Below are 18,718 nucleotides of genomic sequence, written 5' to 3'. Positions count from 1 at the left end.
GAGATGAGAATATTTGCCATAGTTTTATTTATACTTTTAAGCTGTAGTTGCTCATTTGGGTTTATGGTTTCAGATGATAATTTTCAAAAAGAAATTAGGGTATTAAAAGAGCTTGATATTGACCCAAAATATATAAACGATGAGCATTTTTTACTACTTAAAAATGTTCGAATGGATATGACAAAGAAAGAATTTATAAATACAATAACTAAAGAGTATAAGCATGCTGCTATAATAAAAGATGTCTTAAAAGAGCGAAATGCTCCAAATTTTTTATTATATTTAGCTATTGTAGAATCTAAGTTATCAAATAGAGCAACCTCTGGAGCTAAAGCAGCTGGAATTTGGCAGTTTATCCCAAGCACCGCTAAATTACATAATCTAAATGTTGATAAATATGTAGATGAGAGACGAGATCCACTTCAAGCGACGCACGCTGCTATTGATTATTTAGAAAGATTAAAAGATAGGTTTGGCAAGTGGTATCTAGCTATTTTAGCTTACAATGCAGGAGAGGGAAAATTAAGCAAAGCTATAAAATTAGCTGGAAGTGATGATATAATGGTGCTTTTAAACCCAAAGAAAAAGTACCTTTCGTTAGAAAGCAGAGATTATCTACGTAAAATTATAATGATGGCATATGTGGCAAATGATAGTGATTTTCTAATCTCAAAAGATAGTTCAATGCTAAATTCAGCTACATATATAGGTATTAAAAGAGTTGAAATTCCAGGTGGAACTAGCTTAAGAGATGTGGCTGTATCTATCGGATTTAGTTTAGAAAATCTTAGCAAATATAATACTCATTTAAGATACAGCTTTACTCCGCCAAATAGGGAGACTTATTATATTTATATCCCAACAATTAAAAAAGAGGAGTTTGTCGCTAATTATAAAGAGGGGTCAAAGAGTAAAATTTATAATACTAAAAAAGGTGATACTTTTGAAATTATTGCTAAAAAGTTAAATATTAAAGCAAGCGATATTAAAGAGTATAATAATGTAAGTAAGATAAAATCAAACTATAAACTTGCCGTCCCAGCAAATGCTAAAACAATCTATGAGTATCAGGTTAAAAAGGGTGATACACTTGGAATGATTTCACGTAAATTTGGCGTAGAAGTAGATGAAATTATAAAGGCAAATAGCAAAACAAATATGAAATTAGCAATAGGAGAAAATCTTGTCATACCTCACTAAATTATCAGTCATAGCGCTAGCGGGTGCATTATTTAGCGGATGTTCTACAAAGAGTATCCCACACTACTCAGGTTCGGGGTATTCAGGTGGCTATTTAGGCTCAGGATATGGTTCAAACTACTCAGGTTCAGATTTTGAAACTATACCAAATGGTGGTGCTAGCAATCAAGAATCTACAATGAGACCATATACAATAAATGGTAAAACATATTACCCAACAGTAGTAGAAGTAGGTGATACAGCTACAGGTATTGCTAGCTGGTATGGACCAAATTTTCATGGCAAAAAAACAAGTAATGGCGAAACATATAATATGCATACTCTAACTGCAGCTCATAAAACCTTGCCAATGAATACAATGGTTAAAGTTACAAGTTTAAAAAATGGCAAAACAACCACAGTAAGAATAAATGACAGAGGACCATTTGTAGCTGGTAGGGTTATTGATTTATCTAAAGCCGCAGCTTTAGAAATTGCTATGATTGCTGATGGAACAGTTCCAGTAAAGCTTGAAGTTATAGGATTTTACGGACAGGTTGAGACTCCGGCTAATAAAACGGCTAAAACCCACACATATACAGGCGGTAATTTTATGGTGCAAATTGGTGCATTTAGACGCCTTGCTGGAGCAAATACCTATAAAACTCAATATAATAATACAAACGGAATTTATAAAACAACAGTTCGTGAGTATAGTTTAAATGGTGAGCCAATTTATAGGGTATTTTTAACAGGATTTAGAAGCGAAGCTGAAGCTCGTGATTTCATATCTAGTGGTCAGTTTAAAGGTGCGTTTATAGCTAGAGATTAGGAAATATAATGATAAAAAAACAAAGAAAAACAAAAGAGACTGATATTAGTTTAGAGCTTGAAATTTATGGAAGCGGTAATGGCGATATAGATACTGGTATTGGATTTTTTGATCATATGTTAACTGCATTTGCAAAGCACTCTTTAATGGATATTAAGCTTTATTGCAAAGGAGATTTACATATAGATGATCACCATAGCGTAGAAGATTGCGGTATCGTACTAGGTCAAGCTATCAAGGAAGCTCTATATCCGCTTGGTAGCGTGGAGAGATACGGCAATGCAGTTGTAGTTATGGATGAGGCTGCTGTGGAGTGTGCTTTGGATCTATCTAATAGACCTTTTTTGGTCTATGAATCGCAGATGAATCCAAAGATTGGGAACTTTGATAGTGAGCTTGTAGAGGAGTTTTTTAGAGCACTTGCAATGAATTCAAGCATTACCTTGCACATAATCAAGCAAAGAGGCACAAACTCTCACCATATAGCAGAAGCTACATTTAAGGCTTTTGCTGTGGCATTTCGTAGGGCTGTGGCTAAAAATGATAAGATAGGAATTCCAAGCACCAAAGGCGTATTATGATAGAGATAATATTTTTAGATGTTGATGGATGTATGAGTGATGGTGGTCTTTACAAGACTAATTTATCTGATGAATTTAAAAGATTTGATGTAAAAGATGGATTTGCCATACAACAGTGGAATCGTATGGGTAAAATTTCGGCCATAATTACAGGTAAAAGCTCTCAAATCGTAGCTGATAGAGCCAAAGAGCTAGAGATTAAGTATTGTTTTCAAGGTGTAAGCGATAAACTTGCTAAGGCTAAGGAGATTTTAGAATTAGAAGGACTAAGTTTAGAAAATGCAGCTGCTATTGGCGATGATTTAAATGATATGAAATTGTTAAAAAATGTAGCTATTAGTTTTGCACCAAATGATGCTTTTGAAGCGCTTACTCCAGATATAAAATTAAGTAAAAATGGCGGTTATGGTGCAGTTAGAGAGATGATAGAAATTATCATTGATAGAGAAAATTTACGTGATGAGTGGATTGGGCGTTGGCTATAAAAATTTTTTATTTTGTTGTGGCTCTTTTTAGTATGAGCGTAGTGGCGTTAATGTTACAAAACCCATATGAAGCTAGCCTGCAAAGTAACAGTATAAAGGTAGCAAATATGCAAGCAGATGGAGTAATAAGCTATGAGATAAATGCTACAAATACATATGCTAAATTTACATCTAAAAGTGTTATAGCCTATGATGATTATAATGAATTTATTCAGCCAAATGTTACCTTTATCCAAAAAGATAGACACAACATCACCTCAAATGAGGCTATTTATAAAGATAATAATATAACATTTTTTGGCGATGTGAGATATCTAAATTTAGATACCAATTTGCGATACAACTCTAGTGAAATTCAGTATCTAATGATGGAGAAAACATTATTAAGCAGTGTCCCATTTGAATTATTGCAAAATAGTGATAAAATAGTAGGAAAAAGCGTGATATATGCACTTGATAGTAATCATATCGTTGCAAAAGGAGTTAAAGGTTGGTTTTACAAATAGTTAAATCTTTTATAGTTGTTGCATTCTTTTATGGTGTAGTAAGTGCAAATCAGGTCGAAGTAAGTGCTGATAGCTTCTATGCTGATGAGAAAGTAGGACTTGGAGAACTTGTAGGTAATGTATTAATTAAAAAAGGTAAAAGCGATACATTAACTGCAAATCGTGTTAAAATTTACTTTGATAAAAATCGAAAACCGCAAAAATATGAGGCAATAAGTGATGCCAAATTTAGTATTTTACTAGATGGTAAAAAGTATAATGGTAGTGGCGATTTACTAACCTATGAGCCAAAAGGGCAAATTTACACCTTAAAAGGTAGTGCATTTTTGCATGAAGTTGATAGTGATAAGAAAATTTTTGGTGATGAAATTATAGTAGATCAGTTAAAAGGTGTTTATAGTGTCAAAAGCAAGGATAAAAAGCCAGTTAAATTTATATTTCAGGTAGAAGATAAATGAGAATCGTAAGTGCTAAGTTTTTACTCTCAGCTCAAGGAGTTGATGATTCTCCTGAGTTTGGTATAAGTGAAGTGGCGTTTTTAGGGCGTAGTAATGTTGGTAAAAGCTCTATTATTAATGCACTAACTAATCACCATGGATTGGCTAAATCTAGCTCTACACCAGGTAAAACTCAGCTAATTAACTATTTTGAGGTTATAGTCGATAATGGCGAGGATAAGGTTCCATTGATTTTTGTGGATTTACCTGGGTTTGGTTACGCTAAAGTTAGTAAAAGTATGCATAATGCATGGCAAAAAAATCTAGATAAATATTTGCGTGAACGCATTAGTATAAAGGCTTTTATCCATTTGATAGATTCTAGACATGCGGGGCTGCAAAAAGATGAAAATCTTGGTTTGTATCTAAATGAATTTGTCCGACCTGACCAGAATGTATTAAATATTTACACAAAATCAGATAAACTAAATCAGAGTCAAAAGTCAGCTGTTTTAAAGATTGATCCAGCTGCGATTTTGGTCTCAAGTAGTAAAAAAACCGGTATAGATAAAACGACAAAAGCGATATATAATGCAGTATTTGGTGTAAAATGATAGAGTATAAAAAAGCAAGATTAAAAGATATAGCTAGTATGCAGATTTTGGTTCGTCCTGAGATTGAAAATGGGGTGATTTTGCCTAGAAGTGATGATGAGATAGCTACTAATATTCGCTCATATACATTGGCTTTTGATGATGATAGGCTCATTGGATATAGCGCTCTTCATATTCACGCAGCAAATTTAGCTGAGGTTAGAAGCTTGATAGTTGATGGATCCTATAGAGGCAAAGGCGTAGGTAGTGGACTAGTAAATGCCTTATTAGCTCAGGCTAGAGAGCTTGAGATTGCTCAAGTTTTTACTCTTACTTATAGAAGTGAATTTTTTAAAAACTTAGGGTTTGAAGAAATTTCTAAAGAGAAGCTTCCAGCGCAAAAAATTTGGGCCGATTGCATAAAATGCAAACACTTTCCAGTATGCAACGAAATAGCACTAATTCACAATCTCTAAGATTTAGCCTTTTTTGTATATCTGTTATAGGCTATGAGATATTTAGTTTAACATCGCTATTTTTACCATCTCTTATAGGGATATTTTTTGCTTATTTAATAATACTTAGTGATGAGATTGAGCGAACGCTTGGGGTAAAAGATAAAAGATGGTATCTAACTGTAGCCTTTTTATTTTTTGCTGAACAATTAAATGGATTTGAGTTTTGCTCGGTGCTTTTAGCATGGTTGTTATTTTACTATCTTTTTGATGATTGGCTAAAGACAAATATCAAATGGAGAAAGCTATTAATAACTATATATGTATTTTCAGGCTATATTCTTACTTTGGTTATGAGTAATATTGCACTTTATATACTTAATCAGCCTCGTCTTGAGCTAAGCTATGAGTATTTGCTATATGCTGCGATAGAATCACTAATAGCACTTGTAATATTTAGAGGGCGGGTGCTATGAGGCTAACTATTGTATATGGAATTATCGTTCTTGTATGGATTATTTTGCTTACTCGTATCTATTATTTAAGTATTAAATCAAATGAGTATTATGAGCAGATTGCCGAAAAAAATGCAATAAAAACTGAAGATATTGCTCCGGTTCGTGGTCAAATTTTAGATAAAAATGGCCAGCCTTTAGCAGTAAATAAATTAGGATTTGAGATCTCTATTAAGCCACATTTAAGACGAAATTTAAAAGTATTAGATGATGAGATAAACTTTATAATCTCAGTGTTTCCAGATTTAAATGCTACAAAGCTAAAAAGAGAGTATATCAAAAACGACTCTCCCTATTCACAAGATTTTGTAAATGTTGTAAATTTTTTAGATTATGATAGAGTTTTACCACATTTTGCTAGGCTAAATTTGCGTGAAAATACCTCGGTAAATCCAGTTTCTATCCGTCATTATCCATTAGGTGAGTTAGCTAGCCATGTTATTGGATATGTTGGTAGGGCAAATTTAAAAGATATAGAGGCAAATCCGCTTTCAAAACTGACTAACTATACAGGTCGTAGTGGAATTGAGCGCTATTATAATGAAATTTTACAAGGAGTAGAAGGTCAAAGAACTACCAAGGTTACTGCACTAAATAAGGTTGTAGAAGAGATTGGTTATATTAAGCCAAGCAGTACTGATATATCTTTAACTATTGATTTGGAATTACAAAAGTACTTATATCAAGCTTTTGATCGTCCAGCTGGTGCGGTAGTAGTTATGGATGGAATTGATGGATCTATTTTAGCAGCAGCAAGCTTGCCAGAGTATGATTTGAATCAATTTGTAACTGGTATTAGTCAAAGCGATTGGAATGAGATGATGAATAATCCAGATCATCCATTTACTAATAAATTAATAAATGCCCTATATCCACCTGGAAGTGTTGTAAAGATGGCGATGGGTATGGCATTTTTTGAGAGTGGAAAATATGCGCCAACATCACGGATACTTTGTGATCCATATCTTGAGCTAGGTGATAGAAAATTTAGAAATTGGAAAAATTATGGCTCTGAGATGATGACTATAGTCGAGGCTTTGCGTGATAGCTGTGATACATATTTTTATCGTGGAGCATATAATGTAGGAATTGATATTATGGCGCCAGTTCTTAGACGCTATGGCTTTGGAGTTAAAACTGGAGTTGATTTGCCAAATGAGTATATAGGAATTGTTCCAGATGCTCAGTGGAAAAAGATGAGATTAAATCAGCCATGGTATCAAGGTGATACTATTAATACTAGTATAGGTCAGGGTAGCTTCTTAGCAACTCCTATGCAAGTAGCTAGAGATACGGCAATTTTTGCAATGGGGCATGATGTTACACCGCATTTTATTGGTAGTATCAATGGAGTGCCTCAAGAGTGGCATGCTAGAGATATTTTAAGCCAAAAAGAAAAATCAGCTCTAAAATATATAAGGGAAGGAATGCATGCAGTAGCTAATATTCCAGGCGGTACAGGATTTAGAGTATTAAGCCCATCAAAGGTTACCATAGCGGCTAAATCAGGTACTGCTCAAGTAGTAGGAATTAGTCAAGAAGATAAGGTGCGCATAAAAGAGGTTGATATGGAATACTATGAGCGCTCACATGCATGGATGACAGGATATGCTCCATACGAGAATCCTAGATATATAGTAACTGTATTAGTAGAGCATGGTGCAAGCGGTGGAGGTGCGGCTGGACCGATACTTGCTAGAATTTTTGACAAGCTTGCAGATATGGGTTATATAGATGAAAAATATTTAAAGAAAAAAAACAGTAAATAAGGAGAGAATTTGGATTTTACTACCTATTTAGCTATTGGGCTATATTTTGCGGTGCTTTTGGTGATTGGTCGCCTAGCTTATAATAAAAAGTCAAATTTAAATGAGTACTTGCTAGATAATCGCTCTTTAGGGCCATTTATGACCGCATTAAGTGCTGGTGCTAGCGATATGAGTGGTTGGATGCTTCTTGGATTGCCTGGAGCGTTGTATCTAAGTGGAATTTGTAATGCATGGATTGCTATAGGACTTAGCATTGGTGCGTGGGCGAATTATAAGTATTTAGCCAGTAGGCTTAGGGTATATACTGAAATTTCTGGCGATAGCATTACTATTCCTGATTATTTAGAAAATAGATTTAAGGATAAAACAAAAGTCTTACGCATAATTTCAGGAATTTTTATTTTGGTATTCTACACACTTTATGTAAGTAGTGGTATCATCGCAGGAGGCAAGACATTTGAGAGCTTTTTTGGTTTAGATTTTACTCTTGGTGCCGCAGTAACTCTATTTATAGTGGTATTTTATACATTTTTTGGCGGATTTAAGGCTGTGTGTCTAACTGATGCATTCCAAGGTATTTTAATGTTTTTAGTGTTGGTCTGTATCCCATTATTAGCATATTTTAGTATTGATATTCCAGAAGGCTCAAGCTTTTTTGCGCTTTTAAATGAGTATAGTCACGCAGCAAATTATGACCATTTAAATATCTTTGCCGGACAGACATTTTTAGGTATTTTAGGGCTTTTGGCTTGGGGATTTGGTTATTTTGGTCAGCCGCATATTATTGTGCGGTTTATGGCTATTAGAGATGCTAAAGAGCTTAGCTCGGCTAGACGCATTGGAATTTCATGGATGGTTATTGGCTTAGTTGGTGCAATGGCTAGTGGGCTTATTGGTTTTGTATATTTTTCGCAAAATGGCAATCCTTTATCCGATCCAGAGACTGTATTTTTAAAGCTTGGTGACACTTTATTTCACCCATTTATTGTAGGTGTGATTATTTCAGCAGTTTTAGCAGCCATTATGAGTACTATATCATCTCAGCTTTTAGTTAGCGCTAGTTCTGTTACTAGGGATTTTATCTTTGCTTTTTATAAACATGATGTAAGCGATAGAACTCAGGTATTGACGGGGCGAATTTCGGTTATAATTGTAGCTGTGATTGCTACAATTATTGGATTTAATTCTAGCGATACAGTACTTGGAGTTGTGGGTAATGCATGGGCTGGATTTGGTGCGAGCTTCGGACCTGTTTTATTATTTAGTCTATATTCACGTCATATGAGCGCCTTATCTGCGCTTGCTGGAATTATAATCGGTGGTGTAACGGTACTTTTATGGATATTATTTGGTCTTTCAAGTATAGTTTATGAATTATTGCCTGCATTCTTGCTATCATCTCTTGTAATCTGGCTGGTAAATCGCTATAACAATATGTTAGAAAGAATGTCGCAAGAGCCAAATTCATCTGTTATCGATGATGAATTTAATAAAATGAGAGATAAACAAAGTCAGCTTTAAAGATAAATTTATCTAGTCTAATTTTAATTTTTAGAGTTGTTTTATATAGATTTAAGGAATTATTCTGTATAATTTCAACTCTTATTTCAAGTGGGTTTATAGCTCAGTTGGTTAGAGCATCCGGCTCATAACCGGATGGTCCCAGGTTCGAGTCCTGGTAAACCCACCACTTAAATTTCTTTTTTAAATTCTTAAAATATTTTTAATTTTTTAAATTTTCTTTAATTTTTAAAATCTCTTTTTATAATGCTTTAAATACTTTAAACGCTGATTTTAAGGCCGTTTTTCTCTTAAAATCAAATTTCAAATAACTTTTCTAATGCGATTTAACTCAAATTTCATAACCGCAAGCAAGGCTAAGAGCCGATGAAAATCCGCCATTTATGCCAAATTTTCACCTATCTTTTTTCTAAAATATCATAAATATTATCTCTAAATGGTATGAAAATTTCATCTATATAGGTTTGATTATTCAATAGTTGGCCGTATAAAGCACCAAATTGCGCATCATTATAATTATCTGTTAAAATATCATTTAATTCATCATTATAAAGTTTTGTAAAATCATCTTTATTATTATTTTTTGCTCCGCTTTGTAGCTTGGTGCTATTTAGTAGTTTCTCAGAGATATTTATAATAGCTTGAATTTGCGAGTTTTCTTCCATATTTAGACTAAGATTATCATTGATTTTTTTTACAATTATTGATAGCTTTTCTAGCTTGCTAGAATCAATCTTCATTGAGCCAAAGGGGCTCATCTCCATCACCGGATCTGGTTTTATACTCTCTTTTGTGTGTGTTTGGTTTTTTAGTACTTGAACATTTATCACGCCTATATCTATATCTATATTTTCGCTACTTCTATTTTCATTTGTAAGCTGTTTGAGCAAAATTTCTATAAAAGTATATCTATTATTTAGCTTATCGCTAGAAATATCACCAAAAATGATTTTTAAGTGTAAAAAGATCTTTTTGTAGTTTGTAAGCAACCCTTTGAACTCTACTTTATGCTTATCATCTAAATTATTTATCTGTGTTATTGCTTTTGTGAAATATGGCCTTATCATCGTTTGAGTATTATCATCTATATTAGCAATAGCATCTGCTACTATCTTTTCTTCAAGTGGCATTAAGATATTATATCCATCTATTTTTGCGTTGATATCAAGTAAATCAGCCATATCAATGCCATCTTTTAGCATAGTTTGCGTATAATAGGGCGCAAAACTCGCCATAATATCATCAAATTTATTTACAAAATCAAGCACAAAAGTAGTTTTATGCGGAAATTCTGGGCAAATTCTATTTAGCCTTGATAGTGTTTGGACGGCGGTTATTCCGCTAAGGGCTTTGATGACATACATTATACAAAGCTTATTTTGGTCAAATCCTGTTTGGTATTTATTTGCGACAAAAAGCACCCTTCGCTCATCTTTATTAAATTCACTAGGCAAAGATGCTTCGCTTATGCCATTTATCCCACTTTCGCTATACTCCACTTCATCAACCTCTTTTTGACCGCTAAAAGCTATTAAAGGTTTAAAATCATATCTCCCCACGCAATACTCGCAAAAAGCTTGATAATATCTTATCACGCTTTCTATATCCTCGCACACTACCATAGCTTTAGCTTTACTGCCTAGCATATCGCTACCGATATTAGCAAAATGCTCAGCTATCACAGCTACACGGCTTTTTATGATATCGGTATTATGTTTGATTATATCTCTTATTTTGCGTTTTGCTTGGTTTTGTTCTACCTCTTTATCGCTGCTATTTAATACTATATTATAAAGAGTGTTATATGTTGTATAGTTATCAAGTACATTTAGGATATATCCTTCTTCTATCGCTTGTTTCATAGAGTATAGATGAAAAGGCGCAAACATGCCATCTATCTCTTTACCAAATATTTGTAAAGTACTTTTCTTTGGTGTAGCTGTAAAGCCAAAAAGGCTTATATTTTTAGGTTTATTCTTTGCGCCAAATTCAGCACTAAGAGTATCTATCAAAGCTTCCATATTAGACCCGCTGGTGCTAGAGTGCGCTTCATCTATTATCACAGCACATTTGGTGTTAAAATTTTTTAATTCATCTTTGATATAAGAGAATTTTTGTATTGTAGAAATTATAATTTTTACACTATTTTTTATAGCATCTTTTAGATCTTTTGAGCTATTTTCATCGCCAAGAGCTTTTATAAATCCTTCTTGATGCTTGATCTTGTTTATCTCATTTTGCAGTTGTCTATCTACTACTATTCTATCGGTTACGATTATCACGCTTTCATATCTTACAGAGCCATCTTTATACAAAGATGCTAGCATATATGCCAGCCAAGCTATGCTTTTAGTCTTGCCAGATCCTGCGCTATGCTGGATTAAGTAGTTTTTATACTCTGAATTTTTCAAAATATCGCTTTTTACTTTATGTACTAGATCCATTTGATGATAGCGTGGGAAAATCATAACTCCCTTATCATCAAATATAAAATTTTTAATCAAATCAATTATATTATCCTTTACTAACACCTCTTCCCATAGATACCATACATTGCTTATTTTGCCTTCTATTTCATCATTTCCAGCCCCTGTCTCACTGCCACTTCCTTTGCCTTTATTAAAGGCTAGAAATTTAGTTTTGGATTTTTCTAGCTTTGTAGTCATATAGCACTCATACAGATCCAAAGCAAAAAACACAATCGCACCAAGCCTATTATCAAATAGCCTATTTTGCGGGTTTCTATCCTCTTTATACTGCTTTATAGCATCTTTATAATCCTGCCCTGAATAATTGCTTTTAAGTTCCATACAAGCAAACGCCACACCATTGACAAAAACCACTAAATCCACACGCTCTTTATTCTCATTATCGGCATTTACTTCTTGTATTATTGTGATTTTATTTTTTTCATATTTCTGGGCTAAATCAGCATTAAAACCAGAGCTTTCTTTGTTATAAACTAGCTCTAAGTTTGTATTATTTATCATTACGCCATTTTTTAAGCACTCTAGAATTCCATTTTTGATTATATAGTCATTGATTTTAGAGATTATCTCATCACCCTTTAGCCCAAGCGAATTAAGCTCCTTTTCTTGAGTGGATTTTAAAAACTCTAGTAATATCTCTTTATCCATTGCTAAATTTTTATCATAGTACTTTGCGTTTCGCTCTACAACTCCATTTTTAGCAAATTCTTTTATTATATCAGCTTGATATTGTCTTTTTTCATCATATATAGTTTTGCTCATTTTTGTCCTTTAAATTTCTAATTCCATCAAATTTAAATCTCTTTTTTGCCCGTTACGCACTCGTAGATTAGGGATTTTTTATACTCTTTTAGTGCGGCAATCTGCTTGGTGTAATTCTCATTTAATCTATCTATTTTTTCGCACTTTTTATCCAAAAATTCTGCTATCTCTTTTTGCTCATTGAGTGGGGGGACTAGAATTTCACAATTAGCAAGTATTTTTTTTGTTATACTAAAAACTTTTACGCCACTTACAGCCAAACGAATTTGCGAACGCCATAAATCAGTTTGAAATAAATAAGACAAAAACTTAGAAAATTCAAAATTACATTTATTTTTTAAAATAATAGTATGATATCCAGCAAACATGGTTAAATCTAAATCTACAAATACAGAATTTCCAGCACCATCTAAATCTTCGCTCGTATCAGCAAAAATAAAATTGCCTTTATTTACAAGAGATTTCTTATTCTTTAAATAGTCTTGCGAAATAAATCTAAAAAAGCTATCTTTAATAAAAGTTCCTGTATTTTCTTTTGAGTGAATTTGACCATAACTTATAACCGGAATTCCGCTTTCAATTAAATTTTCTTTTGTGATATTAAGACCTGATGAAAAATTAAAATAATATTTTATTTTTGAAATTTCCCAATGTTTTGGAATTTGACCTATCCAAGGGATCCCACTATCTTTGAATTCCATATTTTTAGGATTTAGCCCTTTGGTTACACACTCGCTTATGAGTGATTTTTTATACTCTTTTAAGCTCTTAATTTTTCTCTCTAAATTGCTTAATCTTTTGTCAATTATTTCGCATTTTTTATCTAGAAATTCAGCTATTTTTTTTGCTCATTGAGTAGGGGATAAGGTAAAAAAGCATTTAGAATATTAAAAATACTTAAATTTTGAATTCCAGTAGTTTGATTGAAAAAAAATCGCATATTATTATTTTGATAAAAAGCTTTCATTGCGTGAGCAAAAAATTTATTGTTAATATTTAAAGGACGAAAACATTGACAAAAATTCGCAAAAAGAACTTCTTTCGCACCAAATAAATTTTGCTCAAAAACAACACTTCTACCAACAGGCATTTTATCACCGCCACCTGATTTTTCAATAATTAAATCTCCATCTTGTAATTTTGTAGATAAAATTTGTGATTTTGTGTAATTTCTAAAAGTATCTGCTGTTTGCTTAACTTTTTGTTTGTCAAAGTCAAAATCAGCAACTCTAATACAAAGGCGACTATTTTGAGAAATTTGTTCGTTTTCTAAATCATCTCCCCAGCAACCACCGAAATTTTCTTTAAGGCAATATTTTATTTTTGTTACTTCCCAATGTTTTGGGATTTGACCTATCCAAGGGATCCCACTATCTTTGAATTCCATATTTTGCTTACTCATCAAAAATACCACTTTCAAGCTCAATTGCTTCTTTTTCTAGGTTTTTAAATTCTAGTTTTATCTCATCAGTGCTTTTAGGGTTTTGGTATTTGTAGAAGTAGCGAGTAAATGGAATTTCGGCGCCGATTTTGCCCTCATCAAAGGCTTTTGCTAGTGGCAAATGTGGCAAGACTTCGCTTTTCATGTATTCATCGATGCTAGCGTTAATGTTGATTATCTCGCTATCACGGCCATCTTTATCGTAGATAATCTCGCCTTTTTTATCTCTTTGAATTTGTGCTTCATCGTCATCACGGCTAAATATTTTGGCTATTTTGTCTAGTGTTTTGGTATCTTTGATATCTAAAATTTGCTTTAAAAAGCTGATAAATTCATCTTTGTTTAGATATTTTTTACCATCTTTATGGTCATTTAATTTGCTTATTATCGCACTAGCAAGCTCTTTGGCCTCTTTTTGTTTGCTTAGCTCTTTTTGCTCTTTTTGGTTTAATTCATCTTTGTTTTCTAATTCTGTTATTTTGGTGTCATTATAAAAGGCAGATTTCAAGCTTTCTAGGCTCTCATCTGTGATGGTATAGCTCTTTTGAAGTGGGGTCATTATGGTGTATTCTTTATAGATAAATTCGCTATTATTATAGATTTTACAATACTCATTCTCTTTAAAATCTTTGTAAATTTGGGTAATTTGTGCTATATTTTGCTCGTTTAGCTCGTTTCTTTTATTGCCCATTGATTTTCTAAGCTTTATATAGAAGCTACTAGCGTCGATTAGTGCTAGTTTGCCTTTTCTTTCATTTGGTTTGGATTTGCGTAGTATCCATATATAAGTAGCAATTCCAGTGTTATAAAAAAGTTCTGTTGGCAAGGCGATAATGCTATCTATATAGTCATTTTCTAGTAGATAGCGGCGAATTTGACTCTCGCCTGAGGTGGTATCGCCGCTAAATAGCGGGGAGCCGTTTTGGATGATGGCGATTTTGCCATTATCTTTGACCTTTTCTAGGGCTGATTGTAAAAAGAGAAGTTGCGCATCGCTTTTGGCTGGTAGTCCTGCCAAAAAGCGAGATTTGCTCTCATAGGCTAGTTTTACAGCGTCTTCTACACCATCTTTTGCTTTTTCTCCACCCCATGAAGTGCCAAATGGTGGATTTTCGATGATAAAATCAAATTTTTCATTTGGGAATTCATTGTTTTTTAGAGTATCTGTTTTTAAAATATTTTTTTCATTTTGCCCTTTTATGAGTATATCGGCTTTACAGATAGCGTAGCTCTCGCCGTTGATCTCTTGGCCGTATAGATAAATTTGTGCTTTATTGTTTTGTTCTTTTAGCTTTTCATTTGCTATGCTTAGCATTCCGCCTGTTCCGCAAGCTTGGTCTAGGACTGAAATTACTTTATTATCGCCTTGTATATCTACACCAAAAAGCAAAATATCCACCATTAAAGCTATGATATCACGCCCTGTATAGTGATCGCCGGCTTCTGCATTTTCGCTAAATTTGCGGATTAGTTCTTCAAATATATAGCCCATTGTGTGATTTGGGACGATTTTGGGATCTAAGTCAAGTTCGCTAAAAGCTTTGATGATGCTAAAAAGGCAGTTTTCTTTACTCATTTTGTCTATCTGTTTTTGGAATTCTAGATTTTCAAATATCTCTTTGATATTGTCGCTAAAACCATCTATATAATTTTTCAAATTTGCTTTTATGTTGTTTTGGTCGTTTCTAAGCTCTTTTAGATCAAATTTGCTTGTGTTGTAAAATTTATATCCGCTGAAGCTTTCTAGCACTTTTGCTGGGCAGTTTTTGTCGCTATTATACTTTTCTAGCACTTTGTTTTTGGTATCAGCTAAGGCGCACTCAAATCTGCGTAAAATAACCATAGGGATAATCACATCTTTATATTTATCACTGGTGTAGGCTCCACGAAGCTTATCAGCTATATTCCAAATAAAATTTACCTCTTTGCTAATATCCATTTTTGCCCTTTTAATTTTGATTATTGTCAAATATTATAACATAAATTAATATATTATTAACAAGAATTGTAAAATAGCTCAAATAATTTGATTTAGGAATTTTGGAATTTAATTTCGCAGATTTAGTGGGTTAAATACCATTAATCTGCGAATTTCATAGTATGAAGATAGTTTAAACTTTATCTTTTATAAGCGCTCTCGCCATGTAGGCTAGCATCTAGGCCTAGGCTCTCATGCTCACTATCTACACGAAGCGGGGTAAAATATGATATAACCTTAAATATCACAAAACTAATAATAGCCGAAACCCCAAAGCAAACCACAACTCCCATAATCTGCTCTAAAAGCAAATGCGGATTAAAGCTTACAAATAATCCTTCAAATTCAATACTAGGATTTATCTCTTTAGTAGCAAATAGCCCTACACACAAAGCGCCCCATATACCGCCAAATCCATGCAGTGAAAAGGCGTCTAATGAGTCATCTAGTTTGAGTTTGTATTTGATAACTATCAACCCCCAAAAACAGACAATAGCTGTGCTAGCACCGATTATTATACTAGCTGCTATGCCTACATATCCGCAACCTGGTGTGATACCTACAAGTCCAGCTACTAAGCCACTTAAAGAGCCTAATATACTAGGTTTTTGTTTGTTTAAAATTTCCATACATATCCAAGCTATATATCCGCTAGAAGCTGAAATAATAGTAACTATAAAGGCATTTACGGCGATTTCATCTACCTTTCCAGCGCTACCTGAGTTAAATCCTAACCAACCTATAAATAGCAAAATACCACCTAAAAAAGCATAAGGTATAGAGTGAGCTTGCTCACTGATATGTGCTATCTCTTTTCTAGCGCCCACCATCAAAACGCCAATTAACCCAGCTGTCCCCGCACTGATATGAACGACACCGCCACCAGCAAAATCCAGCCCACCACGAGTTAGTAAAAATCCTTGCTCATCCCAGATCATATGAGCCAAAATAGCATAGACCAAAATACTCCAAAAGATCAAAAATATCGCCAAAACACTAAGCTTTACACGCCCAACAAGCGATCCTGTGATAACAGCGCTTGCTATTAGGGCAAACATCATTTGGAATATCACATTTAGAAGTTGCGGGACTCCATTAGCATTTACACCATTAACGCCATTTAAAAAAGCAGCCGAAAGATCACCTATAATACCAAGGTAATCACCCTCATAAGCTAATGAAAAGCCAACAAATATCCAAGTAAATGAGACTAATCCAAAGACTATGAAGCAATTCATTATAGTATTTAATGCATTTTTAGCCTGAACTAGCCCAGAATAAAACATTGCTAGTGACGGAGTCATTAGCAAAACCAATAGCGAACAAAGCATTATAAATAGGGTGTTTATCGCATCCATTTATACTCCTTTTTTAAAAAATATTTGGCATAATATCAAAAACTCTATAAAAATTTACTTAATTAAGAAATTTTTAATATAAATTTTATGAGATAATTTAAAATTTACTCTAAATTCAATTTTGATTTTCATATATTTGGGTATAAAAATTTAAATTTTTGACAAATTTTAAATTTTGGAACACACATTGCTTATACCCCATCGAACTTTTAATTTTTTAAGAAAAGGACTTATAATGAGTTTTAGAATCAACACAAATGTAGCAGCCTTAAATGCGCATGCTAACTCTGTAGTAAATGATAGAGCACTTACTGGCTCTCTTGGTCGCCTAAGCTCAGGCCTTAGAATTCAAACAGCAGCTGATGATGCTTCTGGTATGGCTATTGCTGATAGTCTTCGCTCTCAAGCTAACTCCCTAGGTCAAGCCGTTGCTAACGCTAATGATGCTGTAGGTATCATTCAAACTGCTGATAAAGCTATGGATGAACAGATTAAAATACTTGATACTATTAAAACCAAAGCTATCCAAGCAGCACAAGATGGTCAAAATGCTGATTCTAGAAGAGCACTTCAAAATGATATTAGCAGACTTCTTGAAGAACTAGATATGATAGCTACTACTACAAGCTTTAATGGCCAACAACTATTAAATGGAAATTTTTCAAACAAAAACTTCCAAATTGGTGCTTATAGTAATGAAACTGCAAAAGTAAGCATAGGTGCTACAAACTCAAATACTATAGGGCATACTAGGTTTGAGACTACAAATAATGCAAGATATTCATCATTTAGTACAATTTCTAATGTGAGTGCTAGTGTAAAACTAAGCGGAATTGATGGATATCCTAATGGCTATGAATTTGAAAAACTTGATTATAAGATTTTTAGAACTGAAGGCTATAAAGCAATTGCTGATATGATGAATGGTGTAAGTGATAAAACTGGCGTAAGAGCAAAAGTTAATAATACTCAAATCTTTAGCAATACTATATCAGCTGGTTCTATTAAAGGCTTAATTATTAATGGTATAACTATTGGAAATATCACTACAAAAACAAATGATAGCGATAATGTTTTAATTGGAGCAATCAACGCTAAAAAAGATGAAACCGGAGTAGAGGCTAGTTTGCAAAATGGAAAACTAGTTTTAGCTAGTAAAGATGGTAGGGCTATTAGATTAAATATTTTATCTGGTGCAAGCTTTATGGGTGGATATACTGCTGGTACAAGCGCTCTTTATTCTACATCTGGTGGTGCGTTATTATTGGGTCAAATAACATTTATCCGCCAAGATGCTAGAGATATTAAAATTGGCTTGCAAGGTGGTCTATCTGCTATTAGCGGTATGTCTGCAGCTCCTATTAGTGAGGCAGTATCTGCTTCGGCTACATATAATGCTGCTAGCGTAAATTTAAAATATATGAACTCAGGAACAATTAGTGCAGCTATTGCTAAAGCAATGGGGTATTTTGATGGTGGAGCCTCTAATGCTGGTCAGTTGACAGACCAAAATGGCGGTGTAAATACTTATGGTGGTGCTCAGGCTATGGTTGATGTAGCTGAATCAGCTAGAAAAACTCTAGATAGAATCAGAGCTGACCTAGGTTCAGTACAAAACCAATTAATAGCTACGCTAAATAACATCACAGTTACTCAAGTAAATGTAAAATCAGCCGAAAGCCAAATTCGTGATGTAGACTTTGCTAGTGAGAGTGCAAACTTCTCTAAATATAACATTCTAGCCCAAAGCGGAAGCTACGCTATGAGTCAGGCAAATGCTGTACAGCAAAATGTCTTAAAGCTGCTACAATAAGTTA

General features: G+C 33.6%; 17 protein-coding genes and 1 tRNA gene. 13 read left to right on the top strand and 5 right to left on the bottom strand.

The features are described from left to right. Positions 1-3: 3 nt before the first annotated feature. The 12 genes from CIGN_RS05210 to CIGN_RS05155 all read left to right on the top strand — a co-directional run bounded on the left by CIGN_RS05210 (position 4) and on the right by CIGN_RS05155 (position 9,042). Complete coding sequence (locus tag CIGN_RS05210; protein WP_086226442.1) at positions 4-1,200, top strand: lytic transglycosylase domain-containing protein; 1,197 nt, start codon at positions 4-6, stop codon at positions 1,198-1,200. After that, positions 1,184-2,011: a septal ring lytic transglycosylase RlpA family protein gene (locus CIGN_RS05205; RefSeq protein WP_236844744.1), complete on the top strand. Its 828-nt coding sequence runs from the start codon at positions 1,184-1,186 to the stop codon at positions 2,009-2,011. Before CIGN_RS05210 ends, CIGN_RS05205 begins: the two co-directional genes overlap by 17 nt. Positions 2,012-2,019: 8 nt before the next feature. Beyond that, on the top strand, positions 2,020-2,592 hold the full coding sequence (gene hisB, locus CIGN_RS05200) for an imidazoleglycerol-phosphate dehydratase HisB (RefSeq protein WP_086302621.1): 573 nt from the start codon (positions 2,020-2,022) through the stop codon (positions 2,590-2,592). After that, positions 2,589-3,077, top strand: a complete 489-nt coding sequence (locus tag CIGN_RS05195) for a KdsC family phosphatase (RefSeq protein ID WP_086224188.1) — start codon at positions 2,589-2,591, stop codon at positions 3,075-3,077. The genes hisB and CIGN_RS05195 overlap by 4 nt, the downstream gene beginning before the upstream one ends. Beyond that, positions 3,068-3,583, top strand: a complete 516-nt coding sequence (lptC, locus tag CIGN_RS05190) for an LPS export ABC transporter periplasmic protein LptC (RefSeq protein WP_086229459.1) — start codon at positions 3,068-3,070, stop codon at positions 3,581-3,583. Before CIGN_RS05195 ends, lptC begins: the two co-directional genes overlap by 10 nt. Then, positions 3,568-4,041, top strand: coding sequence for an LptA/OstA family protein (locus tag CIGN_RS05185; RefSeq protein ID WP_236844743.1), 474 nt, complete (start codon positions 3,568-3,570; stop codon positions 4,039-4,041). The genes lptC and CIGN_RS05185 overlap by 16 nt, the downstream gene beginning before the upstream one ends. Beyond that, positions 4,038-4,634: a ribosome biogenesis GTP-binding protein YihA/YsxC gene (gene yihA, locus CIGN_RS05180; RefSeq protein ID WP_086302619.1), complete on the top strand. Its 597-nt coding sequence runs from the start codon at positions 4,038-4,040 to the stop codon at positions 4,632-4,634. The genes CIGN_RS05185 and yihA overlap by 4 nt, the downstream gene beginning before the upstream one ends. After that, positions 4,631-5,089 carry an N-acetyltransferase gene (locus CIGN_RS05175; protein ID WP_086302617.1) on the top strand — a complete coding sequence of 153 codons (459 nt, stop codon included), beginning with the start codon at positions 4,631-4,633 and terminating at the stop codon, positions 5,087-5,089. Before yihA ends, CIGN_RS05175 begins: the two co-directional genes overlap by 4 nt. Then, entirely contained in the window at positions 5,056-5,544 is a 489-nt protein-coding gene (locus tag CIGN_RS05170) for a hypothetical protein (RefSeq protein ID WP_236844742.1), read from the top strand. The genes CIGN_RS05175 and CIGN_RS05170 overlap by 34 nt, the downstream gene beginning before the upstream one ends. Then, positions 5,541-7,352 (top strand): penicillin-binding protein 2, encoded by a 1,812-nt coding sequence (mrdA, locus tag CIGN_RS05165; protein WP_086227843.1) that lies wholly within the window; start codon positions 5,541-5,543, stop codon positions 7,350-7,352. The genes CIGN_RS05170 and mrdA overlap by 4 nt, the downstream gene beginning before the upstream one ends. Before the next feature lie 9 nt (positions 7,353-7,361). Continuing rightward, a complete protein-coding gene (gene putP, locus CIGN_RS05160; protein ID WP_086302615.1) occupies positions 7,362-8,873 on the top strand; it encodes a sodium/proline symporter PutP in 1,512 nt (503 codons plus the stop codon). A 92-nt stretch (positions 8,874-8,965) separates the two neighbouring features. Then, positions 8,966-9,042: transfer RNA gene (locus CIGN_RS05155), tRNA-Ile, on the top strand. A gap of 229 nt (positions 9,043-9,271) precedes the next feature. Here CIGN_RS05155 and CIGN_RS05150 read toward each other — a convergent pair. From CIGN_RS05150 to CIGN_RS05130, 5 genes are all read right to left on the bottom strand, one after another. Continuing rightward, the gene (locus CIGN_RS05150) at positions 9,272-12,124 is read right to left on the bottom strand and encodes a DEAD/DEAH box helicase family protein (protein WP_086302613.1); all 2,853 of its coding nucleotides are present in this window, start codon (positions 12,122-12,124) and stop codon (positions 9,272-9,274) included. A gap of 32 nt (positions 12,125-12,156) precedes the next feature. Further along, positions 12,157-12,825, bottom strand: a complete 669-nt coding sequence (locus tag CIGN_RS05145) for a restriction endonuclease subunit S (RefSeq protein ID WP_086302611.1) — start codon at positions 12,823-12,825, stop codon at positions 12,157-12,159. A gap of 134 nt (positions 12,826-12,959) precedes the next feature. Continuing rightward, complete coding sequence (locus tag CIGN_RS05140; protein WP_143297686.1) at positions 12,960-13,526, bottom strand: restriction endonuclease subunit S domain-containing protein; 567 nt, start codon at positions 13,524-13,526, stop codon at positions 12,960-12,962. Beyond that, entirely contained in the window at positions 13,519-15,504 is a 1,986-nt protein-coding gene (locus tag CIGN_RS05135) for a type I restriction-modification system subunit M (protein ID WP_086302607.1), read from the bottom strand. Before CIGN_RS05135 ends, CIGN_RS05140 begins: the two co-directional genes overlap by 8 nt. Positions 15,505-15,683: 179 nt before the next feature. After that, positions 15,684-16,901 carry an ammonium transporter gene (locus CIGN_RS05130; protein ID WP_086302604.1) on the bottom strand — a complete coding sequence of 406 codons (1,218 nt, stop codon included), beginning with the start codon at positions 16,899-16,901 and terminating at the stop codon, positions 15,684-15,686. 235 nt (positions 16,902-17,136) lie between these two features. Between CIGN_RS05130 and CIGN_RS05125 the strand changes: the two genes are divergently transcribed. Further along, positions 17,137-18,714, top strand: a complete 1,578-nt coding sequence (locus CIGN_RS05125; RefSeq protein ID WP_086245652.1) for a flagellin B — start codon at positions 17,137-17,139, stop codon at positions 18,712-18,714. Positions 18,715-18,718: the final 4 nt, after the last annotated feature.

This window comes from Campylobacter devanensis, assembly GCF_002139915.1.
Classification (GTDB): Bacteria; Campylobacterota; Campylobacteria; order Campylobacterales; family Campylobacteraceae; genus Campylobacter; species Campylobacter devanensis.
This window is presented reverse-complemented; position numbering and strand designations above follow the sequence as displayed.